At 59.4% G+C, this 25717-nt stretch carries 23 protein-coding genes and 1 pseudogene; 18 read left to right on the plus strand and 6 right to left on the minus strand.

Annotated features, from left to right (window positions below):
• Nucleotides 1-116: 116 nt before the first annotated feature.
• The 3 genes from POS15_RS08615 to POS15_RS08625 all read right to left on the minus strand — a co-directional run bounded on the left by POS15_RS08615 (nt 117) and on the right by POS15_RS08625 (nt 1667).
• Nucleotides 117-800 (minus strand): hypothetical protein, encoded by a 684-nt coding sequence (locus POS15_RS08615; RefSeq protein WP_284129468.1) that lies wholly within the window; start codon nt 798-800, stop codon nt 117-119.
• Nucleotides 801-840: 40 nt separating this feature from the next.
• Complete coding sequence (locus tag POS15_RS08620; RefSeq protein ID WP_180846062.1) at nt 841-1245, minus strand: H-NS family nucleoid-associated regulatory protein; 405 nt, start codon at nt 1243-1245, stop codon at nt 841-843.
• A gap of 68 nt (nt 1246-1313) precedes the next feature.
• Entirely contained in the window at nt 1314-1667 is a 354-nt protein-coding gene (locus POS15_RS08625; protein ID WP_284129469.1) for a hypothetical protein, read from the minus strand.
• Between the two features lie 505 nt (nt 1668-2172).
• Between POS15_RS08625 and POS15_RS08630 the strand changes: the two genes are divergently transcribed.
• The 6 genes from POS15_RS08630 to POS15_RS08655 all read left to right on the plus strand — a co-directional run bounded on the left by POS15_RS08630 (nt 2173) and on the right by POS15_RS08655 (nt 8053).
• Nucleotides 2173-2775, plus strand: coding sequence for a phosphatase PAP2 family protein (locus tag POS15_RS08630; RefSeq protein WP_284129470.1), 603 nt, complete (start codon nt 2173-2175; stop codon nt 2773-2775).
• 117 nt (nt 2776-2892) lie between these two features.
• On the plus strand, nt 2893-3228 hold the full coding sequence (locus POS15_RS08635) for a hypothetical protein (protein ID WP_070473026.1): 336 nt from the start codon (nt 2893-2895) through the stop codon (nt 3226-3228).
• A gap of 92 nt (nt 3229-3320) precedes the next feature.
• Nucleotides 3321-4427, plus strand: a complete 1107-nt coding sequence (locus POS15_RS08640; RefSeq protein WP_284129471.1) for a polysaccharide biosynthesis/export family protein — start codon at nt 3321-3323, stop codon at nt 4425-4427.
• Between the two features lie 13 nt (nt 4428-4440).
• Nucleotides 4441-5130, plus strand: coding sequence for a YjbF family lipoprotein (locus POS15_RS08645; protein ID WP_284129473.1), 690 nt, complete (start codon nt 4441-4443; stop codon nt 5128-5130).
• The gene (locus tag POS15_RS08650) at nt 5127-5906 is read left to right on the plus strand and encodes a capsule biosynthesis GfcC family protein (protein WP_284129474.1); all 780 of its coding nucleotides are present in this window, start codon (nt 5127-5129) and stop codon (nt 5904-5906) included. Before POS15_RS08645 ends, POS15_RS08650 begins: the two co-directional genes overlap by 4 nt.
• Complete coding sequence (locus POS15_RS08655; RefSeq protein WP_284129475.1) at nt 5903-8053, plus strand: YjbH domain-containing protein; 2151 nt, start codon at nt 5903-5905, stop codon at nt 8051-8053. Before POS15_RS08650 ends, POS15_RS08655 begins: the two co-directional genes overlap by 4 nt.
• A 15-nt stretch (nt 8054-8068) precedes the next feature.
• On the opposite strand, the pseudogene POS15_RS08660 reads toward POS15_RS08655, so the two are convergent.
• The 3 genes and pseudogenes from POS15_RS08660 to POS15_RS08670 all read right to left on the minus strand — a co-directional run bounded on the left by POS15_RS08660 (nt 8069) and on the right by POS15_RS08670 (nt 12224).
• Nucleotides 8069-9356, minus strand: a pseudogene (locus tag POS15_RS08660) (IS3 family transposase).
• A gap of 158 nt (nt 9357-9514) precedes the next feature.
• Nucleotides 9515-11743: a polysaccharide biosynthesis tyrosine autokinase gene (locus POS15_RS08665; protein WP_284129476.1), complete on the minus strand. Its 2229-nt coding sequence runs from the start codon at nt 11741-11743 to the stop codon at nt 9515-9517.
• Nucleotides 11744-11783: 40 nt separating this feature from the next.
• Nucleotides 11784-12224: a low molecular weight protein-tyrosine-phosphatase gene (locus POS15_RS08670; RefSeq protein WP_284129477.1), complete on the minus strand. Its 441-nt coding sequence runs from the start codon at nt 12222-12224 to the stop codon at nt 11784-11786.
• 366 nt (nt 12225-12590) lie between these two features.
• On the opposite strand from POS15_RS08670, the gene POS15_RS08675 reads away from it, so the two are divergent.
• The 12 genes from POS15_RS08675 to POS15_RS08730 all read left to right on the plus strand — a co-directional run bounded on the left by POS15_RS08675 (nt 12591) and on the right by POS15_RS08730 (nt 25716).
• On the plus strand, nt 12591-14012 hold the full coding sequence (locus POS15_RS08675) for an undecaprenyl-phosphate glucose phosphotransferase (protein WP_284129478.1): 1422 nt from the start codon (nt 12591-12593) through the stop codon (nt 14010-14012).
• 141 nt (nt 14013-14153) lie between these two features.
• Entirely contained in the window at nt 14154-15416 is a 1263-nt protein-coding gene (locus POS15_RS08680) for an oligosaccharide flippase family protein (RefSeq protein ID WP_284129479.1), read from the plus strand.
• Nucleotides 15403-16797: a bifunctional cytidylyltransferase/SDR family oxidoreductase gene (locus POS15_RS08685; protein ID WP_284129480.1), complete on the plus strand. Its 1395-nt coding sequence runs from the start codon at nt 15403-15405 to the stop codon at nt 16795-16797. The genes POS15_RS08680 and POS15_RS08685 overlap by 14 nt, the downstream gene beginning before the upstream one ends.
• An 8-nt stretch (nt 16798-16805) precedes the next feature.
• Nucleotides 16806-17627 (plus strand): LicD family protein, encoded by an 822-nt coding sequence (locus tag POS15_RS08690; protein WP_284129481.1) that lies wholly within the window; start codon nt 16806-16808, stop codon nt 17625-17627.
• A 122-nt stretch (nt 17628-17749) separates the two neighbouring features.
• Nucleotides 17750-18565: a glycosyltransferase gene (locus POS15_RS08695; protein ID WP_284129482.1), complete on the plus strand. Its 816-nt coding sequence runs from the start codon at nt 17750-17752 to the stop codon at nt 18563-18565.
• Between the two features lie 103 nt (nt 18566-18668).
• Nucleotides 18669-19757: a glycosyltransferase gene (locus tag POS15_RS08700; protein ID WP_284129483.1), complete on the plus strand. Its 1089-nt coding sequence runs from the start codon at nt 18669-18671 to the stop codon at nt 19755-19757.
• Nucleotides 19758-19779: 22 nt separating this feature from the next.
• Nucleotides 19780-20916 carry an EpsG family protein gene (locus POS15_RS08705; RefSeq protein ID WP_284129484.1) on the plus strand — a complete coding sequence of 379 codons (1137 nt, stop codon included), beginning with the start codon at nt 19780-19782 and terminating at the stop codon, nt 20914-20916.
• 72 nt (nt 20917-20988) lie between these two features.
• Nucleotides 20989-22020 carry a UDP-glucose 4-epimerase GalE gene (gene galE, locus POS15_RS08710; RefSeq protein WP_284129485.1) on the plus strand — a complete coding sequence of 344 codons (1032 nt, stop codon included), beginning with the start codon at nt 20989-20991 and terminating at the stop codon, nt 22018-22020.
• Nucleotides 22021-22285: 265 nt separating this feature from the next.
• Nucleotides 22286-23818, plus strand: coding sequence for an aldehyde dehydrogenase family protein (locus tag POS15_RS08715; RefSeq protein ID WP_284129486.1), 1533 nt, complete (start codon nt 22286-22288; stop codon nt 23816-23818).
• Nucleotides 23818-24603, plus strand: a complete 786-nt coding sequence (locus POS15_RS08720) for an SDR family oxidoreductase (protein WP_284129488.1) — start codon at nt 23818-23820, stop codon at nt 24601-24603. Before POS15_RS08715 ends, POS15_RS08720 begins: the two co-directional genes overlap by 1 nt.
• 50 nt (nt 24604-24653) lie before the next feature.
• Entirely contained in the window at nt 24654-24938 is a 285-nt protein-coding gene (locus POS15_RS08725) for a DUF4190 domain-containing protein (protein WP_019183054.1), read from the plus strand.
• A gap of 7 nt (nt 24939-24945) precedes the next feature.
• Nucleotides 24946-25716 (plus strand): class I SAM-dependent methyltransferase, encoded by a 771-nt coding sequence (locus tag POS15_RS08730; protein ID WP_284129491.1) that lies wholly within the window; start codon nt 24946-24948, stop codon nt 25714-25716.
• Nucleotide 25717: the final 1 nt, after the last annotated feature.

Consider the following 25717-nt stretch of genomic DNA (forward strand, 5'->3'; position numbering starts at 1 on the left):
AGCTCCTTAAATAAGTGCATGTTCTTATCAAAAGGCTCTGCCCAATAAAGTCAATGCTTGAAGATCAAAAAAGCCCCTTTCCAGGGGCTTCGATTGCAGGACATGGGTAGGTGCAATTACCTTTTTGTCGTTGAAGCGTCAAGCTCTGCCCGCTCAGCGAGCGCTTTGCTTTGCGCCTGCTCTCGATCCATCCATAGGAGCTTCTGCCGATGCTTGGCTTCAAGATGCTTGCGGTAGGCCTCAATGTAAGCGGCCTTTTCGTCATGCACCGCCCAGGGCTTCTCAATTGCCTTCTCCGGCGTAAGGGCAACGACACGGCAACCAGTTCGGAGCGTGTCGGAAAGAAGCTCGTCTGAGACAGAAGTGATCAGGCTGTTGCAAAGAACAACGGGACTACCCGTTTTCCTGTCTTTGAAAACGATAAAGAGGTTTGGGCTGGGACGAAGATCGAGTCCAGCGCTGCCTTCGATTTCCTCTTCGAGCCCGCTCTTTTTCTTCAAGACCGTAGCCCACCATCGCAAGATTTGATCTTTGCGAGCCGCGTGGCTTTTGGACACGGAGAAAGGATCGTCATACTTCTTTCGAGCCTCCCGCAAGGCACTGCTTGTGATGCCAAGGAAGAATGCTGTCATTGATAGCGTGAATAGAGCATCACCGCTCATCTCATGAAGCTTCTTGCGCACCGACGCGTAGTCCTGGCTGTCTAATAACTCATCGCGCTTATCCTGATCTGCAAAGATCGACTCCAAGGCGTTCTTGAAGCCCTCTTCCTCAGCCTTCTCGTTTGTCTTTCTCGGCATATAAAAAAGCCGACATTGCTGTCGGCTTCCTAAGGTTTAATTAGCCGGGGAACTTCGGGAACTTTTCGTCCGGATGTGCTGCCTTCCACTCTTTGTAAGCAGCCGATCCTTCCCAGGCGGCGAAGGCGCGCGGAGTGCGACCACGCCCGCTCCACGTTTCCTGGGTATGCGGCAGCCAGTATTTCTGAGCAACTTCCTTCCTGGAACCGGACGACTTTTTACCAGTCGAAGAAGTAGCGTTGAAATGATTGGCGATCTCAGACTTCTGCTTAGCCGAGAAGAAGTGACCAAAGCGGTTCAGAAGCTCCGAGACATTTGCGAAAGCGCTTGATGCCTCTTCTTCCATCAACTTGACTTCTTGCTCTTCAAGCTTCTTGAGCTCTTCAGCCAGCTTAGCCTTGGCGGAAGCAATAGCTTCAAGAGTAGTGCCCGGTGCTTTGCTCATAGTGTTCTATTTGTTGGAGAGTGATAGACCGATCTGATCCTATCAACGCACCTTTATTGGATCAACGTTTATTTGATCAAAGGCGTCGATCCTTGCAGATCATGTCTTTCCCGCTCCGCTTTACTGTGTGCGAAGTCACGCTCTAAGTCAGCAATTGCTTGCATTGATGCAGCAGCAAGCTCGTCGGCGAACTCTGGCTCACCAATTGAGCGAAGAACCTGTTCCCAGAAGTCACTGGCACGAACGAAGGCAATTCGGGGACCAATCGCTGACTTCCGCCGACCAATGGGCTTTGAATGATCAACGGTGGGAACCACAGGAGCCGGGTTGGGCGAAGGTTCCAAGATCTCGGCAAGAGCTTCAATTGGGAGTTGCAAGTGCCCGTCGATCTTCCTCGCACCCGGGTAGCGGCCCGACTTCATCCCTTCCCTGATTCGCTGAACCACCCCGCGTGTTGACTGCCCACGGAGCACATGAGCGACTTCTTCGGGGCTTAGTCCGTAGCGGCCCGGGTAGCCCTCCCGCAACCACTTCAATGAGGCTTCTGACATAGCACCACGGCTCTTCGACAAGCGGTCTAGATTGCCAGCTTTCGAAGCCGAGCGGCGGCACAGCAATGCATGCTATGGCTGTGGCAATCCTGTGGCAGAACGCCAGTGTTTCATGATGTTTCTAGGTGTGTTTTGATGCATTGGAGCGTCAACCCCACTCCACGCGCCTTTACAATTCAATAACTTGCAGGAGGATGGCGAAAGCCCTCTTCCTTAGGAGGGGGACGCTCTATCCAGCTGAGCTACGGGGCCACGGAGGGCGTAAAGGATACAGGCAAACGAGGGGCCTCATCCATGCTCGGCCGGTTGCCCGCCACTCATCCCCGACAGCGGCAACTGCCCTATGCTCCTCCGTCCCCTGTGATGAGTGACATGGATGCATCCTCTTTGGGCCACCCTTTCCCAACTCGGCGACAGCCGCTGGCTGTTGCCCGTGAGCCTAGTGCTGATCCTCTTCGGCCCCGAAGAGAGCCGCGCCCTTCGCATTCGCTGGGCGGCCGGCCTGGCAATCGCCGGTGGCCTAACCCTGGCCTCCAAGCTGGCCTTCCTGGGTTGGGGCATTGGTTGGGCCCGGCTGGACTTCACTGGATTCAGCGGTCACGCCACCATGACGGCAGCGGTTTATCCGGTCGCCCTGTATCTCGCCGCGTCTGGTCGGCTCCCGAAACCTCTCCTTTGGGCACTGCTCGGGTCGCTGCTTGCCGCCATGGTCGCCTATTCGCGCCTACCCCTTAACGCCCACTCCGCATCTGAGGTGGTGAGTGGGTGGCTGCTGGGCACGGCGGCGACGGTTTTCGCCCTGTCGGCGCGCGCCACAGGCTGGACAACACCCCTACCCACTCTTGCCGCCTCAGTCATAGTGGGACTGGCGGTCCCAATGCTGATGCCCACGGTCCGCACCCACGATGTGGTCATACGCCTTGCAACCGAGCTGTCAGGCCGCGACCAAGTCTTCAATCGACATCATTTTGTGCGATAGGCGTCAAATATTGGACGCAGAGAACCCAGCCCAGGCGCCCAAACCGACTTGACACTGAATAGCCTTCAACGCGAAGATGACAGCGAAAATTTACCTCACGGAGTAGGAAACCCCGTTATGAAGAAGATCTTTGCCGCTCTCGCCCTCGTGGCTTTCTCCCCGATGGCTCTGGCTCAGGAAGCCCAGGTTGAGCAGGCTGCTGGTGCTGAAGGCACCACCGCTGCCACCAGCGCAGAAGTCGCCGGCACCGGCGCCGCCACCGGTGCCGCCACCGGCGCCCTCACCACTGCGGCCGTGATCGGCGCCGGCATCGCTGTCGCTGCAGTCGCATACAGCGTTGCGTCCGACAGCAGTAGCGACGACGCTGGCAACAACAATGGTGGTGGCACCACCCCGCCGCCGACCGGCACCACCGGCACGACGGGTACCACCGGCACCACCGGCACCAACTGATCCGCTAGTCGGAGTCAGGTCATTACGCCCTCGCCGGGCGCAGGTCCGGCGGGGGTTTTTGTTTTGCCCGACAGGGCCAGGAAGAATCATCGATGGACTGCAAGCGTCTCGGCGCCACTCTGGCGTTCGCCCTTACCCTGTCCGGCTGTGTCTGGGCGCCCGGTCAGCACCTGCGCTCCAGCGCCCTGGCCCGTGATGATCAGCCGGTCGGCAACGACCAGATCGAGCTGATCCAGATCACACCGAAGCTGATCGCCATGGACCGTGCCTCGCGCGATGTTCCGACGCTGCCGATTGCCCTGACAAGTTATCAGCCTGGCCCGTACCAGATTGGCGCAGGCGACATCCTGTACATCACTGTATGGGATCACCCAGAACTGACCGTGCCTGCAGGCCCGCAGCAGCAGCTGAATGCAGCCGGTCGACTGGTCCAGTCCGATGGCACGCTCTTCTATCCCTACATCGGCAAGATTGCCGCGGCCGGCAAGACACCGGGCGAGCTTCGCGATGAGATCACCTCAAAGTTGGCCCGAGTCATCGAAGCCCCCCAGGTCGATGTTTCCATGCTGACCTACGCCAGTCAGCGCGTCTGGGTTACCGGCGCGTCGCGCCAGGCGGCGACTGTGCCGTTGACCGTAACCCCGCTGACCCTCGGCGATGCCATCAGCCAGTCCGGGCTTGATCCGGCGCAGGCGGATCTGTCGGGCGTGCGTCTTACCCGCGAGGGCGTGACGTACACCATCGACCTCGACCGGCTCGGTCGTCAGGGCGGCGGCGCTACCAACGTCTTCCTCAAAGCAAATGATCATCTCTACGTCCCGTATCTGGACCGGAAGGAGATTTTTGTCGTCGGTGAAGTGAACCAGCCGGGTGCAATGAGCTTCAAGACCAGCGACATTTCGTTGAGTCAGGCGCTTGGCCGTGCACGCGGCCTGCAGCAGTCCACGTCCAACGGAAACGCCGTCTATGTGATCCGGGGCTCGAGTGATCTGCAGAGTGCTCCCTCCAGCGTGTTCCAGCTGGAAGCAAAATCCCCAGCCGCCTTCGCCGTTGCCAGCCAGTTCGAACTTCTGCCCGGTGACGTGGTTTTCGTTGGCGCAGCAGGTGTGACACGCTGGAGCCGCTTCGTGAACCAACTGCTGCCGTTCACCTCGATCATCAGCAACGCGGCAAGCGCGCGTAACGATCTCGACAATTGACGGCTGGCCAATGATGAGCAGGACCGCTCTCGTTGCGCCGCAACGGAACCATGGATTGCGCGGCCTGGCCGCGCTCGTATTGATGGGCTTTGCGCTGTCGGGCTGCGGCGTGGTGGGCCGTACCAGCGTCAAGACCGTACAACTGGCAATGCAGGGCAAACCAGACGTTCAGCCCACAGCCGCTGACGTGGCAGCGAACCGCTATCCCCAGATCAAGGTTACCGGCCCGCGTGGCGGGGCAGTTCTGGTTCTGGGCAACCTCGATGGTGATCGCCAAGCCTGGTACAGCAACGATCGCAGCGTCGTCTTCCTTGAAGATGGGCTGGTGGTAGGCACGCATGGTGGCATCCCTGAGCTCCAGGGCATGCGGATCGAGGGTCAACATCCTTTCCACGCCCTGCACCAGATCGAAGCGCCCATTACCGTCCAGCGCCAGTATGACGTCATGCCTGGCTATCGCTTCGGCATGACGGTGAGCGGCACCCTCGAACGCCTTGGCACCGAGAATGTCGAGATACTCAATAGAACCCGTTCATTGCTGCATGTGCGCGAACGGTTGGAAGGCCAGGACTGGAAGCGCGACAACCATTATTGGGTAGACCCGGCCAACGGGTTCATCTGGAAGAGCGTGCAGGCCATCGCACCCGATGCCAGTCTGGAAATCATCCAGCTCAAACCCTATTTGCCGGATCTGAACCGTTGATCACTTTGCGTCTGGCCGCCCTTGCCCTGGGCGTGGCCGCCTCTATCTCCCTGCACGCCGCACCAGCCATCACCGTCGAGGTCATCGGCAGCGTCCGAAATCCGGGCATGCTCACGCTCCCTGCAACCAGTCGCTTGTCTGATGCAGCGCTCGCTGGCGTGCCGGATGATCGCAGCTACATGCTGGGAGCGGCCCTGCTCAAGCGCAGCGAGCTCGTTGCGCAGACCCGCCTGAAAACAGGCCTCCTGTTCGACCTTGCGGCCATTGAAAGCCGGCAGAGCAGAGACCCGCAAGGTGCCGCGGCCGCAACACGCATCGCCCGGGAAGTGTCTGCGATGCCGGTGACCGGCCGCATTCGCCAAAGACTCGCTCCGCGTGTACTGGAGATGGACCTCAGCGCCAATTGGCCATTGGCCGATGGTGACAGGCTGTACTACCCGACACGTCCAAGCACAGTGACCGTCCTTGGGACGGTGGAGCAGCCCTGCTCGATACCGCACCACGCCTTGCAGCGTCCGTTGGACTATGTGCGGCAGTGCCCTGCCCTGCTCGCCGCCAGCAAGGATGATGTGTTTGTCATTCAGCCTGACGGCGAGATACAGAAAATTGGCATTGCACTCTGGAACCGCAGCGGTGAGTCCACCCTCGCTCCCGGCGCCCTCATTTTTGTTCCTCTCAACGCACGAACAACGCGCGACGTAAACCCCGATTTCAACGAGGACGCCGCACGCTTCCTCGCCACCCAGGTGCTGGATGCGCCCGGAGCACCGAAGTGACTCGTTTTGCCAGATCACAGGCCGCTCGCCTGAGCCTTGCGCTGCTCACCTTGAGCATCAGCACCGCCCTCCATGCCCAGAGTGCCCCCGCTCCCACTGCAAGCGATTGGGGCGGCATTGGCCTGTTACAGACCCCCACCGCACGCATGGCCGATGAGGGCGAACTCGCCTTCACGGCCAGTCATACCTCGCCTTACAGCCGCTACAACATGGTGCTGCAGCCGCTGCCCTGGCTGGAGGGCGCGTTTCGCTACGTTTCGGTGGCCAATCGGCGCTATGGTCCGGAATGGCTGAGCGGAACGCAGAACTACAAGGACAAGTCGATCGATCTGAAGGTCCGCCTGCTTGAAGAGAGTCGCTGGGTTCCCGAAGTTGCGGCAGGCTTTCGCGATCTGGGTGGCACAGGTCTGTTCTCAAGTGAGTACCTCGTCGCCAGCAAGCGCATTGGCTCTTTCGATGCCAGCGTGGGCCTGGCCACCGGCTACATCGGTAATCGAGGTGATTTCAGGAACCCCCTGACCTCCATCGACGATAGATTCGAAACGCGCCCGCGAGCGCAAGGTACAGGCAGCCTCAATAGCGATGGGATGTTCCGTGGCCCGGTCGGTGTCTTCGGTGGCGTCGCGTACCAGACGCCGTGGGACGCGCTTCAGTTGAAGCTGGAGTACGACGGCAACGACTACAAGCACGAGCCGCAGGGGAACAACCAGCGCCAGAAGAGCCCGTTCAACGTTGGCGCATCTTACGCGGTCAACAAGAACGTGCATCTACACCTGGGCTGGGAGCGTGGCGACCTGGCGATGTTCGGCATCACCCTCCGGACGAACCTTGCCCAAGCCAGTTCCATGGCAAAGGTCCTGGATCCCATGCCGATGCCACTGAAACAGCATCCTGCGACCGCCGTGCCTGAGTCTGAGCACGACACAAATGTTGTCGCGGAACTGTTCGACTGGTCCGGCGTCGCCAACCAACTGGAGCAGAACGCAGGGCTGCGCGTTCAGAGCATCAGCCGACGTGGATCGGAACTGATCGTCACCGGAGAGCAGCGCCGCTTCTACTATCCGGCACAGGGCGTAGGCAGAATGGGGCGTGTTCTCGACGGTACGCTACCTGACGACGTCACGTGGTTCACCGTGCAAAACGCCCGGTTGGGCGTTCCGATCGTGGAGACCAGCATCGAACGAAAGGCCCTCGTCGACTACATCGAACACAAGACAGACCTGAGCACTCTCGCCGGTCATATCGAGATGGCTCCTCCCGCCGCTCAGCAGCGGGAGACCCTTTACAGCGCACCGCTGCGCCGTTTCGACGGCGGGTTCAACATCGGCTATCAGCAATCGCTCGGCGGACCTGACGGCTTCGTGCTGTTCCAGGTCGCTGGCACCTACAGCGCCAGCGCCTACCTCACCCGGAATCTTTGGCTCAGCGGCACCGTCAGCTACAACGCCTACAACAACTACGACAAGTTCCGCTACGACGCCCCCAGTCGCTTGCCGCGCGTACGCACCAATATCCGCCGGTACATGACGGAAGAGGACTTGACGCTACCCAATCTGCAGTTGACCGGCACACGCCAACTTGCGCGGGATACGTATGGCATGGTGTATGCGGGCCTGCTCGAATCCATGTATGCCGGCGCCGGCGGTGAAGTGCTCTATCGCCCGCTCAATGAACGTTGGGCGGTAGGCGTGGAAGCCAACTGGGTCAAGCAACGCGATTTCAATCAGCGTTTCAGCTTCCGTGACTACAGTGTCGCCACCGGCCATGCCAGTTTCTACTACATGTGGGGCGAGGAACGGCGCGTGGTGACTGCATTGAGTGCCGGCCGCTATCTGGCCAAGGACTGGGGCGCCACCCTGGCTGTCTCACGCGCGTTCGACAATGGCGTGACCATGGGCGCCTACGCAACCAAGACCGACGTATCCTCCAAGGACTTCGGCGAGGGCAGCTTCGACAAAGGCATCTATGTGTCCGTCCCCTTCGACTTCCTGCTGCCGCGCTCGACGCGCGCCCGGGCTAATTTCACCTGGAACCCGCTCTACCGGGATGGCGGCGCTCGCCTAGCGCGCAGTTTTGGGCTGTACCAGATGACATCAGAGCGTGATCCAGAGTTCTTCTTCGACAATATTTCAACCATCGACGAATGAGCACCGGACCCAACGTCAGTCGGCGATAGAGGCGTCACCCATCCTGCCATAGGTTGACAACTGCTGCGGATGATCCAGCCGCCGTGAGGCGGCCAAGGACGCCCGATGCACCACATCGGGCGCCTGCATTTTAAGGAGCAGGTGTGGGCGTTCGGCGTTGTGGACGACCAAAGACTCAGCCACCATCTGGCGACCCTGCGCGAGGTCTCGAGGCCGATATAGCAGGAACTCACCCTTCAAGTTCCCATTCACACGCTCGGCCATCGCATTTTGGTAGCAGTCGTGGCCATCCGTCATCGAGCGGGTCACGCCGTGATTGGCATGGATCTTTTGGTAGTAGTCCGAGCAATATTGGATACCACTGTCGGAGTGACGGACCAGCTGTTGGCGCGTCTTTCGCCCCTTCAACGCCATTTGCAAGGCTTGGGCGACCTGCTCTGTGTGCAAGGTGTCATGCACGCTCTAGCCTACGATGTTGCGTGACCACGCATCGGCAATAAGGCTCAGCTAGACATACTTTCCCTGCGTCGGCAGATAGGTGATATCAGCAACCATACCTCCTCGCTACCGGTGCCGTTCGCCAGCCTTGAGCAGGTTGGGGTGACGCTGGAAACGCTGATGCCTGTTGGCTGCCTTGTGATACGCACGCCGCATAGGCACGAGGAGGCGGGTATCACGAAGGACACCATGCAGGCGGCCCGTCCCATCGCTATCCCCGGTGCCTGCAGTGCCGGCATGATCAGACCATGGAGCTTGCGGGTGCCCGTGCGGGGCTGTCGCGCCCGATAGCCACCCACCAAGGCGATCGCCCGTGCCCCCTCGACCAGCTGCTGCTGGCGATGGCCGGCTTTGTAGTACGCCTGCCGACTAATGCCGAAATGTCGGCAAGCCCTTGCCACGCTTAGGCTCTGGAGGCGCCCTTGCATGAGGACTTGCCGGAAGGCTTTTTTACGATCCGCACCCCGTAGTCCTGCTTGAGGACATCGACGATGGCTTCGAAAAGCTGCGCTTTCTCGTTGGCTTCCCGCAGTTGCACCTGCAAGGCCTTGATCTGTTGTTCCGGCGTCAGCGGCTTGGCCGCCCCGCTTTTGGGTGAAGTGGTCATGGGCGCAGATGATGCACCACCCGACCAATCCTGCCGACCATGACGGCGAAGCCAGCCAAGCACGGTGCTCCGTCCTTGAATCCCATATCGATCCTGGGCCTTTTTGTAGGTCAGTTCCCCGCGCTCGACCTGGTCAACCACCGACAACTTGAAGGCCAGCGAGTAATCCCGCTGACTGGGCCTGAGTGTTGAATCCATTGAACATTCCCCTTCCTGTGGGAAAAGGTGTCAACTCAATTCAGGACGGTTCAAAGATGCAAAAAAGGCCAAGAGCTCGCTCCTGGCCTTTTCTCGCCCCCCCCGCCGGCACTGCGGCCGATCAGGAGACGGGGCGGCGAATCCCGCACCTCCCTCAATTACTTTTCGCTCGACGCGTACTCGTAGTACCCGTAGCTGTAGTAACCGGTCGCGCGCCTTTCAACTGCGTTGAAGATGGCGCCCTTGACCTGAATGCCGTTCTGCTCGAAACGCTTCATCGCCAGGAGGATCTCCTTAGCTTGATTAACTCCAAAGCGAGTTACCATCAGTGTGGAACCTGCATGGCTAGACACAATAGCTGCATCTGTCACTGCCAAGATCGGGGGCGTATCCACGATCACCAGGTCATATTGCTTAGAGAGCTCTTCCAGTAGGCGACCAAAGCGCGGATGCATAAGCAGTTCCGACGGATTTGGAGGTATTTCGCCACGTGTCATGTAGTGCATCATCTCAAGACCCTGCACCGGATGAATCGCGTCGTTTGACTCCAACTTGCCAGCCAAAACATCGGACAGACCATCCGTATGACTGACGCCCAGCACCTTGTGCAACGTGCCTTTGCGCATGTCAACGTCGATCACGAGCACCTTTTGCCCAGCTTGCGCGACGACCGCCCCCAAGTTGGCCGAGATAAATGTCTTCCCGACACCCGGTCGAGGGCCGGAGATGGCGATGATGTTGTTCTTCGCCTCAATCATCGCGAAATGAAGACTAGTGCGCAGGCTGCGGAGCGCCTCCACCGCCAAATCAGCCGGCTCGGCCGCAGCCAACAGGTGGGGGCGACCATCTCCCACGATCCGCTCCTTCCCCCGCCGCCCTTTCTGTACCTTCAGTAGGTTGCTGGACACACTCAACGGGATAGCGGCATAAACCGGCAAGCCCAGTTCCTCAATCTCCGCCGGATCCTCGACACCCGGATTAAGCATCCGCAGCAGGAAAACTGTGGCGGTGGACACGAACACGCCCACCAGCATTGAGATCAATACAGTCAGCGCCTTGCGAGGTTTAACCGGCTTACTTGTGTCAGCAACCGCATCATCAACAATACGGACGTTACCAACCGTTCCGGCACGAGCCACATCCAGCTGCTGAGCCTGATTGAGCAACGCGGTGTAGAGCTCGTTGCTGACTTGAAGGTCTCGCGTCAACCGAAGCAGTTCCTGCTGGGTATCCGGCAGCTGACTCACCTCCCGGCGGAAACCATCCTTTCGGGACTGCAGATCACTAATCTGCTTGAGCATTGCCCGGTATGCTGGATGCTCGCGGGTAAAGCTCCGATCCATTTCTGCCTGCTTCAGACGCAACTGCTGGATACTGCCCTCGACGGCCACTTCCTGCTCAAGCAAGCCCTTCGTCTGCATCGTGATGTCAACAGAGTTCGCCCGCGACTGGTAGGTAGACATGGCTACCTGGGCATCTTCCACCTGCTTCCGAACAGTGGGGAGCTGGTCCCTCACGAACTGAAGCTGGGACGCAGCTTCAGCTGAGCCACGATCCACGTTCTGCCGAACATATGCCTCGGCAACATTCTGAACGAAGGCTTGGGCGCGCGAGGGGTCGCTATCTTCATAGCTGATCCTCAAGATCCCGGACTCCTTGCCCTGCTCGCTGACATTGATGTCTTCCTGAAGGCCGACGATGACATCGAGCCGTCGCAACTTCACCACTTCGAAGCGAGCGCCATCATTGGCAAGGATCTTCGCCACGTCCAACTTAATTCCGCCCTTGGACGAGGAAGTCCCCACGCGGCCCTGCAGCAGCTCGTTACCGTCATCATCCATCAAACGGTAGCCGCCATCAGTTCCTGCAACCACAAGGACCAGAGGCCGATCAAGCAGACTGGCCGGCACCTCAAGGCGCTGTATTTGGAGGATCTCGCCACCCCAGCCGTACCGCGACAGGCCGAAAAGCGGACCCGCCAGCTCATCCGGTGAGCGCGCTTCGAAGCGGCGTGCGAGAAACCCACCCAGCAACGGGAAGCGATACGGCTCGACAGACGTGTCCAGTTGCATGCGGTCGACAGCCGTACCAACGACGGTGCGTGAGGTCAACAGCGCTACCTCGGTCGTGGCCGCAGCGCTTCCGCCACCGGCCAGACTCGTCAAATCCGCTAGGCCCGGCATTGTGGGCATCTTTGATTCCACCTGCACCATTGCCTGCGCGCGGTAAACCGGCGAGGTCAGCAGTGCATACGCAGCCCCAATGAGAGTGAACAGGACGGTGGTGCCCAGAATCCACCATTTCCGATCAATCAGGACCCCCAACAGGTCGCGCAGGTCGATTTCGTCGTTCTCGCGGACGGGCCGCGCACTGGTTTCCTTGCTCATGGCTTCCATTTCTGTTGAAAACACCGCACCTGCGCGGTAGTTACTTGATGTGTGGGGCCCAACGGGAAACGCCCTGCTCGATTACGCCAAACACGTGTTCAAAGGCGATCCGCTGCTGCCTGTACGGGTCAGCGACCTCGGCCTTGCCATCCCAATGCCCTAGCAAGAATGTCTTGCCGCTCACCTGTGGCACATCGCGGATGATTCTGGCGATGTGCGCCTGCTCCATGACCAGGATCAGGTCAGCAGCCGCAAGAACGGATGGAGTGGCTTGGCGCGCCTGATGACCATCGGGGTCCAATCCACGCTCACGCAACAGATCGGCCGCCGTCTGGTCTATCGGCTTGCCAACCAGGGCCTGAAGGCCTGCCGAGGAAATTTCAAGCCCGTGGCGTTCCCGCAGATGATGGCGCATCAGCACTTCGGCGGTAGGGCTGCGGCAGATATTGCCAATGCAGACAAACAAGACTCTTTTAAACACGTAATCCCCAGATATCCATTCATTTCAAGCAAGCGCACGCTTCGTGATCCCTGGGGCGCGTTTACTGAGCCGCGCAGTCTACATCAAGAAGACGCGCCTCCACAGGCATTGGCGGCCCGCAACCAGCCCCCCCCCCTCCCCCATTCAATCGAACGCCCACCGGATGCTCGGCCGCGAGTCGCCTTGAGCGGTCCGCAATGCGCCCCTTAGTACACCCATGTTACGGCAATGTGGCCCTCAGATGCGCGCGGGGTGAACACTCTGTTACCATTGGAAGGCTAACTGCAATGACCGTCACAGAACTGGCGACGAGCACAGTCCCTCAATGGCCGCGCGAATGCCGGACTCACACATGGAAGTGGAAAAATGGCCTATCTACCCGCCCGGCACCGATCCAGCATCTGGAACGCCTCTGCCAGCAAGGTGACCGCAATCCTGGCCCTCGTACTGAAGGCCGGCGACCCTCTAATCGTGGTGGGCGGCGCGCTATTGGCCTACGACCTTCGGTTCGGTGACCTAGCCATGCCGATCAACTATGCTCGACTGGTCTCCATCACGGTCTTGTTCGCCCTCTTGGTGCTAGGAACCTCAACCCTCTATGCCAGTTGGCGCGGTCGAGGACTCCTGGCTGAAAGCGCACAGTTGACGTTGAAATGGTTGATCATTTTCGGTGGATTGCTGGCCTACTCCACCGCCGTTCAGGTTACCGATGAAATCTCCAGGCTGTGGCTTTCCCTTTGGTTTGGGCTCAGCCTTGGTGGAGTAATCGCGCTTCGTGTAATGATTCGCGCTGCCGCCGCCTGGGCGAGAGGTCGCGGCATGGATCTTCGAAGTGCGGTCATCGTGGGCGCAAACCCGGACTCCAAGCGAATTGCCGATACCTTCCGAAAGGATCCGTGGGTGGGCATCCACGTACATGGGTGGTTCTCCACACCAGCCGATCGCGGCAAAGTGGATGGCAGCCCCCACCTCGGAGCGTTATCCAAGCTGGGCGCCTACGTGGAAGCCAATGACATCGACCAGGTCTGGATTGCCCTGCCCATGCGGGATGAGGCGCATATTTCAGCAGCCCTCGACCAATTGCAGCACTCTACGGCAGACATCAAGTTTGTTCCGGACATGTTCGGCATGCATCTGTTGAATCACTCCGTGGAGCAGATCTCGGGGCTGCCGGTAATTAACCTTCAGCAGACCCCTCTCCAGGGCGGCGCCAGAATACTCAAGGCCATAGAAGATCGCGTTCTGGCAACGATGATTCTGCTCGCAATTCTCCCGCTGATGCTCGTGATTGCAATTGCCGTAAAGCTCAGCTCTCCCGGCCCGGTCTTCTACAGGCAGGAGCGAATGAGCTGGAACAACAAGACCTTCTGGATGCTCAAGTTCCGCTCCATGCCCACGGATGCGGAAACCAGCTCTGGAGCTGTCTGGGCGAAGGCGGGCGAGAGCCGAGCGACTCGTACGGGCGCATTCTTGCGCAAGACAAGCCTGGATGAGCTTCCGCAGTTCATTAACGTACTGAAAGGAGACATGTCCATCGTTGGACCGCGGCCCGAGCGACCTGTTTTCGTTCATAAGTTCAAGAATGAAATCCCGGCTTACATGAAGAAGCACATGGTGAAAGCCGGCATAACAGGCTGGGCCCAGATAAACGGCTGGCGGGGATCCACCGATCTTCACAAGCGCATTGAGTGCGACCTCTTTTACATCGAGAACTGGTCAATTCTGTTCGATCTGAAGATTGTCTTCCTGACCCTGTTCAAGGGTTTTGTACACAAACACGCCTACTAGAAGAGCGCCGATTGCGATCTCCAGCGATCAGGACAACTCTAGTAACTCCTTGGACCGGAGGGTTTGCCGCGCATTCCAAGGGAGTCGGCCGAACCCCCATCTTCCGTTTGGAATGGTCAGCAGCTTGCTTGTGAATTGAGAATGAAAGCAACAGCCCTAAAGAAGATTTCGGGGAATGCCGGCGCGCTTCTGCTCATACAAGCTGCCAACGCGCTCCTACCCTTGATTCTTGCGCCCTACCTAACTCGCACCCTAGGAAAAGAAGGCTACGGACTATTTGCATTTGGCGTCGCATTCATTCAGGTCGCCAGCATTTTCACGGATTATGGATTTGGGCTATCTGCGGTCTACCAGATAGCGCGCGCCGGCAAGCATCGCTCCCGTGTGCGCCGCATCGCGGGTGCCGTCTATGCGAGCAAGGCGGTGATCTGCTTGCTCGCTACAGGCGTCCTGCTTGCCTACCCCTTCTTACAGGATAGCTACGCAGCGCATCGAGACTACTTCTGGCTACTTGCACTGTCAGTGATTGGCCTTGCCCTACAGCCGGTATGGTTGTTCCAGGGAATCGAGCGTATGGGTCTGATCACCGTCTATGTTCTGATCTCGCGGCTGTCGTTCGTCGCCCTGACCATGCTCTTCGTGAGGGGCCCCGGCGATCTCGAACGGGTAGCCCTGTTCAATGGCGCGACCCACATTGCTTCCGGGATTGTTGCACTTGCGTTCGTCCGTCGCACTGGCTATTGGCCGATTTGGCCCGGACTTGGCTACACACTTGGCGTGCTGCGCAGCTCCACCGGCTACTTCTGGTCGCGACTGGCGGTAGTGACGTACGGCGCGGGTGCAATCCTATTCCTGGGAACCTTTTCCACGCCCAGCCAGGTCGCGCTGTACTCGGTTGCAGAGCAGTTCTATCGCGGCGCACTGGCAGTGTATGCACCTGTAACCCAAGCGCTTTATCCGCATATGGCACGCTATCGAGATGTGGCCCTGTTCAAGAAGCTCTTCAAACTCTCGATCGCCCTGGCAATCGTTGGAATTTTGATCGGTTTGATAGCCGGGCAATGGCTGATCGGCTTCATCTTCGGTCACGACTATGAGCAGAGCTACGCTGTGTTTCTCGTCTTCATGCTGGCACTGGCTGCAGCGATCCCATCCATCCTTCTCGGCTACCCATTCCTTGGTGCAATGGGGAACCCGACAGCAGCAAACCGAAGTGTGCTCTTCGCTGGCCTTGTACAACTCCTCGCCCTTGGAGCATTGCTTGCACTGGGCTGGACGTCGGCATTGGCCGTGGTATCAGCCGTACTGATTGCCGAGGTCAGCGCACTTGCGTGGCGCATCAGATGCGCGGCGCCTTATTTCAAATTTACCAATTCTCAGCGGATCCAGAATGAAGCAGGTTAAGAACGTAGCAGTCATCCTTGCCGGCGGCCGCGGAACCCGAAGTGGGTTCAGCAAGCCTAAGCAGATGATGAAGCTGGCCGGCAGGCCGGTCCTTGAGCACGTCGCCAGGGCATTCCAGACCAATGCAGCGATCGATGAAATCCTTATAGTTGCGAATTCGGACTGCATTGCCGACATCGAGCAGACGGTGATGACCAGCCGTCTCAGCAAGGTGAAGTCGGTGATAAGTGGTGGAGCGGAGCGCTACGACTCGTCGATCGCTGCAATCAATGCCACGAAGCACTACTGCGCGGATTTCAACGTACAGCTTATCTTCCACGATGCCGTTCGTCCGCTGTTGAGCCAGAAGATCATTGACGACGTGATCCATGCACTTGAGCGCTACAACGCCGTGGATGTTGTGATTCGCGCTACCGACACAATCATCATGGCCGACCCCGTCACCAACACGATTTCGAGCATTCCCAATCGTTCACTGCTGCGCAACGGACAAACGCCGCAGGCGTTCTCCCACGAGACAATTGAGCGCGCATACAACATCGCATTGCGGGATCCTGGATTCGTAACAACAGATGATTGCGGCGTTGTTCTCAAGTATCTCCCCGAGGAGAAGATCTACCTTGTAGACGGCGACACAAGCAACATGAAACTCACCTATGAGGAAGACCTGCACGTTCTGGACAAGCTCTGCCAACTGCGCTCCACGCTCGTTGAATCCAAAGAGAAGATTCACTTCGCCTTGTCCGAACTGAAGGGGAAAGTGCTGGTCATCTTTGGAGGCACAAGCGGAATCGGCGCTGAAATGGCGCAAGTAGCTGAGGCATACCAGGCAATCGCGGTTGTCGCCGGCAAAAGTAACGGCGCAGACATTACGAGCGTTGACAGTATTCGCCGCGTTCTGGATGACACCCATGCCAAGTACGGCCATATCGACTTCATCGTCAACTCGGCTGGCATTCTGCACCGCCAGCCGCTGATCGACATGAGTCCTGAGGACATCAGTAGCGCCATTCACGTCAACTACATTGGCGCGGTCAACGTGGCCCTAGTAGCATTCGATCACTTGCGCGCATCAAAGGGGCAGCTACTCAACTTTACGTCGAGTTCGTACACGTATGGACGCGCGATGTACAGCCTCTACAGCTCGTCGAAGGCAGCAATCGTGAACCTGACCCAAGCCCTCGCAGACGAGTGGCATTCGCAGGGTGTCCAGGTGAATTGCATTAATCCCGAACGCACGGCTACCCCCATGCGTACAAGGGCTTTTGGACTGGAACCTGCAGAGTCACTGCTGACGGCGCGGGATGTCGCGGAGAAGTCGCTCCTGGTGCTGCTATCCGAGCACACGGGGCAGATCTTCGATATCAAGAAGACCCGATGAATACTGGTATGGACATCAGCATTCAAGCGACACAGGACAGAATCCTCGCTATCTTCAAGTGCTTCGATCAGTTCTGCAACGACAATAAAATTCCCTACTTCTCCTTGGGCGGCACGCTGCTGGGTGCCGTTCGTCACGGGGGATTCATTCCTTGGGATGACGACATAGATGTCGGAATCCCCCGCGAACACTATGACCGATTCATCACCCTCGCCGCAGAGATGCCCACCCCCTATCGCGTCGAGTCGCGAGAGCTCGACAGCCAGTACATCTATCCCTATGCAAAGGTCTATGACACCAACAGCATAGTGACGGAGGACTACATTGAGCCCTTCACGCGCGGGCTGTGGATAGACGTCTTTCCAATTGACGGCACTTATGAAAGCTCGACATTGCAGTGGGCGCACTTCAAATCCGTGAAATTCATCAACGCGATGACGTTCATAAAGACGCGACGCTACAGTCCAGACCCGTCGCATCGCATGAAGACCAATGCCAAACGATTGTTGTCTCTAGGCCTTTCCGTCGTGCCTGAGCGAATGCTGCATTCGACACTGGAGTGGCTGCTCCGCAGACGCTCACCCCGAGACTCCACAGCGTCAGGGAACTTGCTTGGACGCTGGGGTAAGCGCGAGATTGTCTGCTCCAAAATGTTCACGCCAGGAAGCACGGTCGAGTTCTGCGATATGCATGTCCAGGCACCCGCCTCCGCTGCAGCCTACCTTGACGCCATCTACGGCGACTACATGAGGCTGCCCCCAGAGCATCAGCGCGTCTCCGGGCATAAGTTCACAAGAGTGGACTTCGTCAGTTCTTACATGAACCCGTGACACGTGGCGACACCCGGCAAAATGACCACTGCCCGGGGCGTTTGATAGAGAAACCCAAGGCTTGAAGTTGACAGGTCTACTTCCTGGCCAACGCAGATGATGACGCAACACTCGGAGTAGCGATGCAGAACCCGGCAGTCTCGGTGGTAATGGCGGAATTCAATACCGACCCCCTCTATCTGGAGGAATCGATCGCGAGTCTGGTCAATCAGACCTTCCGCGATATCGAGATCATCATCGTAGATGATGGTGGTAGCACCGATCTTGCTGGTATCTCAGCGCGCTTCAGCGACCCTCGAATCCGCATCTTGGGTAGCGTGGGCAACCGAGGCCTTGTCCAGTCCCTGAACAGAGGCATCCAGAGTGCCCGGGGAGATTACATCGTGAGGATGGATACAGATGATGTTGCTGCCCCGGATCGAATTGAGAAGATCCATGCGTTCGCCGTTGCAAATCCGCACTTCACGGTCGTCGGATCGCTTGCAGTCGAATTCTCGGATACACATGGGACTGGTCGAATTCTCGGGCGCCCTGGCGAGAAGCTTGCCAGACACATCATGCGCGGCGACGCCCCCATACATCCTTCCGTGATCTTTCGCCGCAAGGACATCATTGACTCGGGACTTTACGAGGAATTTCACCGGGCGGAGGATCTCGCGCTTTGGTGCAAGCTCGTGCTGGCGGGTAGGCGCATTTTTGTCATGAACGAAGTGCTGCTTAACTACCGTGTCAATCCAGCCGATTACAAGAAGCGAACACTCAAGCACCGCCGCGGTGAGATCAAGGCGCGCGCATTTTACTATCCAAAGCTGGGAGCGGGACCGTATGAGTACCTGTTCGTCATCAAGCCAATCATCGCTGGAGCGCTTCCCAGCAAGCTGGTGATCGCCTTCCGGAATAGATTCATCCTTGGGCAGACGAAGGATCCAATCCCGTGATTGACCTTGACATGAAGGGCGTCGCCGCCACACAGCGCCTCGCATCGGGCATTCAACGTCGCGGCGCACACAGCTTGACGGCTCGGGGAAGCGATACCTGCTGATGAAGACGATTGTTCACATAGTTGAAGCGACAGCGACCGGCACGCTTTCCATGGTTTGCGTGTGCGCAAACCTGCTTGCCAGCCAAGGCCACACAGTTCATGTCATCTATTCACCACGCGAGGAGACACCTGACAACCTCGGTACCCTCTTCCATTCGGGCATTGAGCTTCATCGCGTGGAGATGACTGGCAAGTCGATCACGACCGCCTTCGTCCATGTGCGACGCCTGCTCCGAAAGACGAACCCGGACATCATTCACCTACATTCCTCGTTTGCCGGCTTCATCGGCCGGATCGCCAGCATCGGACTGCCTAGCCGTACACGCCTGTTCTACAGTCCTCACTGTATCTCGGTAATGCGAGAGGACATCAGGTACAAGAAGTATGTATTCGCGCTTCTTGAGCGCGTTGCCAGCATAAAGTCATGCACGTACCTGGCCTGTTCAAACAGTGAACGGGTAGCAATCAGGAAGTGGGTTGGTGTCGAGGCAATTCTTCTTGAGAACGCGGTTGACGCCGTCCACTGCGTGGCCCCACTTGGCTTGGGAAGGAGCCTTGCGGCAGCCGAGCCGCTGACAGTGGTTACGGTGGGTGGTATCAGACCGCAGAAGGATCCGGCACTATTGGCCGAGATCGCGCGAGGATGCTTCAGTGCTGGGTTGAACGTTCGATTCGTTTGGGTGGGTGACGGCGATCCCGAGATGGTCTCTGCTCTCATTTATTCAGGCGTTGAAGTGACGGGATGGCTGGAAAAGAAGGACGTCCACGGCCTGCTTTCGCGCAGCAGCGTGTACATTTCGACTGCAACGTGGGAGGGCCTCCCCGTTTCGGTCATTGAAGCCATGGCAAGCGGCATGCTCGTAATGGCAACGCGTTGCGCAGGAAATACTGATGCGATTGAGCATGGTCGCACGGGCTTGTTGTTCAACGCCGCCGATCAAGCTGTTGAGCTTCTGGCACGCGTGTCGACAGGGCAGCTGGATCCCGCAGCGATGATCGAAGCCGGCACCATGGAAGCTGGTACCCGCTTCTCGCTCCAGCAGTTCTCCAAGCGACTTTCTGCCGCATACGGCACCCCCTCCCTTTAACGACACAATTGAATTACTGACAATGGGCATCGAGACGCTTCTTCTTCTATCGCTTCCGATATTGTTCGGAACGATGCTCATGTGTATCGCCGCTGGGGACAGGCCTGCCTACGCAGCCTCCGATCGATCCAGTAGTCACCTGCTCAAGCTTGTTCTGCTGGTCCTTCCGATTTTTGCCTACGGCTTCTATCTTGTCGCCATGCGGCCTCTGGATGCTGGAAACGACACTGCGCGATACATCCGCACCTATAACCAGCTGAATGGGATAGTGAGCTCAGTAGGCGTGGGAGCGCGCTTCTTTGGAAACACCGAGTTTCTCTGGTGGCCGCTACAGAGCCTGCTCAAGTTGCTTCTTTCCTCCAGGGGCTGGCTGATTGCTAACTACCTGCTCGTTTTCGCCTTTACCGCCATGTACTACAAGAGAGCCGCGAGACCACTGAAACTGGCCCCGGAGATCTTTGCACTCGTGTTCCTTACCTTCTTTTTGGTGTATTCCGGAAACATCATGAGGCAGGCACTAGCCGCCCCAATTGGTGCGATTGGATTCTACCTTGCATTGGAACGTCGATTCCTTCGAGCCGCAGTACTGATCGCGATATCAGTCGGGCTGCACTGGTCGTCCATTGTGTTTGTGGCGGCACCACTCCTACTCCTGCGAGTTTTTGATCGCGATGGAATCTATTTCGCCCTTCCCCCGATGGCCCTCGCCTTTTCCGCACTATCCTCGACGGTTATTGGCGACTTGGTCAGCGCATTGAACATCCCGGGCATTTCGGAGAAGTTCGACCTTTATTTTTCATTGGATCATCAGTCGCACGTCGGCGTCGTCTGGAAGACCGCAAATTTCTGGATATGCTCGACGTCATCTATTGCATTCCTCACCATTGCTCGCGCCAGCAAGCAAGAGGACAAGCGACTCCACAAGTACACGCTGCTGTTTATCTCACTGGTGTTCTTCGGAATCAATACTGCGGATTTTTCGGAGCGCTACATGCCACTACTACTGCTCGCACTGCCGCTCCAGATCACACTGATAGTAGATCGCTTCAGTATTCCCAACGCGGTCAAGAACATGATCGTGTTTGGCTCATTCGTCCTGCTGGCGTCCTTGGTCTTGTTTGCCGAGAGCTCGCAGTACACATTGGGATACACCGTTTGACCAACGGCGCAGGTATGCGGCGAGCAATCTCACAGGCGACAAGGATTCGCAATGAACCAAAGGAGTAATGGAGTGAAACAGGAACGCAACATCCTCATCTGCGGCGGCGCTGGCTACATCGGCAGCCACATGGCTCAATGGCTGGCCGAGCACGGTCATGAAGTGACCGTATTGGACAATCTATCGACCGGGCACCGCGAGGCCGTCCGCTGGGGAGATCTGATTGAGGCTGATCTACTGGACCCAGCGAGCCTCGAACGCGCTTTTGGCGGACGCCGGTTCGACGCCGTCATGCACTTCTGCGCGCGTTCGCTCGTAGGCGAGTCGGTCACCCAGCCCTATGCGTATTACGCTAACAACGTCACCGGGACGCTGAACCTTCTTGAGGCAATGAGACGCCATGACGTGGGTAAGCTCGTGTTTTCTTCAACCGCAGCGGTGTTCGGCAATCCCATAACAGACGCGATTGACGAAGCCCATCCCAAGGCCCCTATTAATCCTTACGGCGCCAGCAAGTTGATGGCTGAGCGGTTCCTCTCGGATGCTGCCCAAGCCTATGGACTGCGGTCGGTTGCACTGCGCTACTTCAACGCGGCTGGCGCCCTACCGGACCATGGTATCGGTGAAGCTCACGCATGTGAGACTCATCTGATCCCTAATGTGTTGCGCGCGGCATTGGGCCAAGGGCCGTCACTGAAGATTTTCGGCAACGACTACGATACCGCCGATGGCACTTGCGTACGTGACTATGTGCATGTCCAGGACCTAGCCCAGGCCCACGCCCTTGCATTGAATTTCATGGACAAGGAAGAAGGAGCCCACACGTTCAACCTCGGCAATGGGCAAGGATTCTCTGTTCACGATGTGATCGCCACTGCAGCCAACGTCACTGGCCTCCCTATCCCCTATGAAGTCACCGCAAGGCGCGAAGGCGATCCAGCGCGACTGGTCGCAGCTAGCGATAAGGCACGCGAGCAGCTCGGTTGGGCGCCGCAGTGGACCGAGCTGGCGCCGATCATTGATAGCGCATGGCGCTGGCATCATGACCAGCCGACGTGGTCGCCGCACCATGCCCACAACGATCACCCCGTTCAGGCTGCTTAAGCCACTTGCGCGCCAGGAACCATCATTCGTTACATTTGAGCCGTATATTTACGCCAGAGTCTGCGGTGCGCACTGCGCCTTAGCCCTGAGTCAATGCAAATATGAATTCGGGGCCCAGTCGCCCCGAAGCTGGCGAGCATGCGCGACCTCCCCATCACGGCCAGATAAGGCATTGCCCCCCTCTGTTACCATTCGGGGTTCAGCTTGCCGCCCCCCACCCTGCCAGCGGCCAGCGCCTTACAAACGCAACGCAACAGGAGTTTGCATGTCCTCTGACCTGCTCAAGGCCCTCGGCCTCGACGCGACCAACGCTGGCACCTACCTTGGCAACGGCGAGTGGTCCTCGGCCACCGATGCCGGTGTGATCACCCCGGTGAACCCGACCACCGGCGATGCCATCGCCAAGGTCTACGCGACCACCGACGCCGACTACGAAACCATCGTGGCCCGCGCCCAGGAAGCCTTCAAGGTCTGGCGCACCACCCCGGCCCCGCGCCGCGGCGAAGCCGTGCGCCTGTGTGGCGAAGCCCTGCGCGCCAACAAGGACGCCCTGGGCTCGCTGGTCGCGCTGGAAATGGGCAAGAGCAAGCCCGAGGGCGATGGCGAAGTGCAGGAGATGATCGACATCGCCGACTTCGCCGTGGGCCAGAGCCGCATGCTCTATGGCTACACGATGCATTCCGAGCGCCCCGGCCACCGCATGTATGAGCAGTACCAGCCGCTGGGCCTGGTCGGCATCATCAGTGCGTTCAATTTCCCGGTTGCGGTGTGGGCCTGGAACTCGTTCCTGGCCACGATCTGCGGCGACATCTGCCTGTGGAAGCCCTCCAACAAGACGCCGCTGACCGCGATCGCTTCGATGCGCATCTGCAATGAAGCGCTGCGCGAAGGTGGCTTCCCGGACCTGTTCTTCCTGATCAACGATGCCGGCACCGAGCTGTCGCAGAAGATGGTGGCCGACAAGCGCGTGCCGCTGATCAGCTTCACCGGCTCCACCCAGGTCGGCCGCCAGGTCGCCGAGAAGGTCGCCCACCGCCTGGGCCGCTGCCTGCTGGAACTGGGCGGCAACAACGCGATCATCCTCGATGAAACCGCCGATCTGAAGCTGGCGATCCCGGGCATCGTGTTCGGCGCGGTCGGTACCGCGGGCCAGCGCTGCACCACCACGCGCCGCCTGATCGTGCACGAATCCATCCATGACGACGTGCTGGCCACGCTGATCAAGGCGTACAAGCAGGTGGAAGGCAAGATCGGCGATCCGACCGACCCGGCCAACCTGATGGGCCCGCTCAACAGCGACGGCGCCGTGCAGCAGTTCCTGGCCTCGATCGAGAAGGCCAAGGCCAGCGGCGGCACCGTACAGACCGGCGGCACCCGCATCGACCGCGCCGGCAACTTCGTGCTGCCGGCCATCGTGACCGGCCTGAAGAACAGCGACGAGGTCGTCCAGCACGAGACCTTCGCCCCGATCCTGTACGTGATGAAGTACAGCACGCTGGACGAGGCGATCGACATGCAGAACGGCGTGCCGCAGGGCCTGTCGTCCTCGATCTTCACCACCAATCTGAAGACCGCCGAGCGCTTCCTCTCGGCCGCGGGTTCGGATTGCGGCATCGCCAACGTCAACATCGGCACCTCGGGTGCGGAGATCGGCGGTGCGTTCGGCGGCGAGAAGGATACCGGCGGTGGCCGCGAGTCCGGCTCGGACGCCTGGAAGGTCTACATGCGCCGCCAGACCAACACCATCAACTACTCCGACTCGCTGCCGCTGGCCCAGGGCATCAAGTTCGACCTGTGATGGATGCCGTGCCCCAGCTGCCGGCCAGCCCGCGCCTGGATTTCACCGGGCGCCGGGTACTGATTGCCGGTGGCAGCAAGGGCATCGGGCGCGCCATGGCGCTGGCGTTTGCTTCGGCAGGCGCCGGCGTCTCGGTCTGCGCACGTGGCGAGGCCGGTCTGGCTGCGCTGCGTGCGGATGCCGGGGCACTCGGCCTGGCCGTGCATACGGCCAGTGCAGACCTCTCCCGGCTGGACGACATCGGCCGCTGGCTGGACGCTGCCGCCCAGGCCCTGGGCGGTATCGACGTGCTGGTCAATAATGCGACCGGTTACGGCATGGCCGACGATGAGGCTGGCTGGGAAGCCAGTTTGAACGTCGACCTGATGTCGGCGGTGCGGGCCTCGCGGCTGGCACTGCCCTGGCTGCAGCAATCCAGCGATGCCTGCATTCTCAATCTGGCCTCGATCGCGGCCCAGCAGCCACGCCCGGGTGGCGCGCCGTATGCGGCAGCCAAGGCCGCGCTGATGCACTACACCACCTCGCAGGCCCTGTCCCTTGCGCCGCAACGGATCCGCGTCAACGCCATCGCCCCGGGCTCGATCGAGTTCGAGGACGGGCTGTGGGCGCGCCGGCGCGAACAGGACCCGGAGCTGTATCGGAACACCCTGGCGAAGATTCCGTTCGGCCGCTTCGGCGAGCCGGCCGCCATCGCCAACGCCGCGCTGTTCCTGTGCTCGCCCCTGGCGGGCTGGATCACCGGGCACACCTTGAATGTGGATGGTGGCCAGGTCCTGATGGGATAAACCCGCCGCTGGCCCTATCATCGAACCACCCCACCGCGACCAGGACCTGCATGAGCCTTCCGCCCCGACAAACGAGTGCCATGGCCGTGGTCAGCCTGATCATGGGCATCCTCGGCTGGACCGCCCTGCCCTTCATCGGCAGCGTCGCGGCCATCATCACCGGCCACCTGGCCCGCGCCGAGATCCGCCGTCGCCCGCTGGAGCTGGAAGGCGACGGCATGGCACTGGCCGGCCTGATCCTGGGCTGGATCATCGTGATCGGCAGCCTGCTCGCCCTGGTGGTGATTCTGTTGTTCTTCGGCGGACTGGCCTGGTTTGCCGCTACCCAATCGTGAGGTGCACATGAGCCGCTCGGATTCGACCGAACGCTTCAGCAGTCGGGTTGCCGACTACGTCCGCTACCGTCCCGACTATCCCCCGGCATTGCTGGACTGGCTGCACCAGGACATCGGTGTACCTGCCGAGACCCTGGTCGCCGACATCGGCGCCGGCACCGGCATTTCCACCCGGCTGTTCCTGGCCACCGGCCACCCGGTCATCGCGGTAGAGCCGAACGCGGCCATGCGCGAGGCCGCCGAACAGTTGCTTGCGCCTGACTATCTGCGCCTGAAGGTCGCCGACGGCACCGCCGAGGCCACCGGCCTGGCCGACAACAGCGTTGGCCTGGTCGCCGCCGCGCAGGCCTTCCACTGGTTCGATACCACGGCGGTGCGCCGCGAATGGGCGCGCATCCTGCAGCCCGAAGGCATGGCGCTGGTGTTCTGGAACTCGCGCCAGCTCGATGCCTCGCCCTTCCTGATCGGCTACGAGCAGCTGCTGCAGGAGTTCGGCACCGACTACGTGGAAGTGGCCGAGCGCTACCAGGACGATGACACCATGCGCGCGTGGTTCGGCGAGGGCCTGCGCGGCATGGCCCGCCTGCCGAACGTGCAGCGCATGGACTTCGATGGCCTGCGCGGGCGCCTGCTCTCTTCTTCCTATGCACCGCAGGCCGGCCACCCGCGCCACGCGCCGATGCTCGATGCGCTGCAACAGCTGTTCGACGCCCATGCGGTGGACGGCCAGATTGCCTTTGAATACCAAACCCGTGCCTTTGTCGGCACGCTGGACTGAT

Origin of the sequence: Stenotrophomonas sp. BIO128-Bstrain, from assembly GCF_030128875.1 — a bacterium.
GTDB lineage: Bacteria > Pseudomonadota > Gammaproteobacteria > Xanthomonadales > Xanthomonadaceae > Stenotrophomonas > Stenotrophomonas bentonitica_A.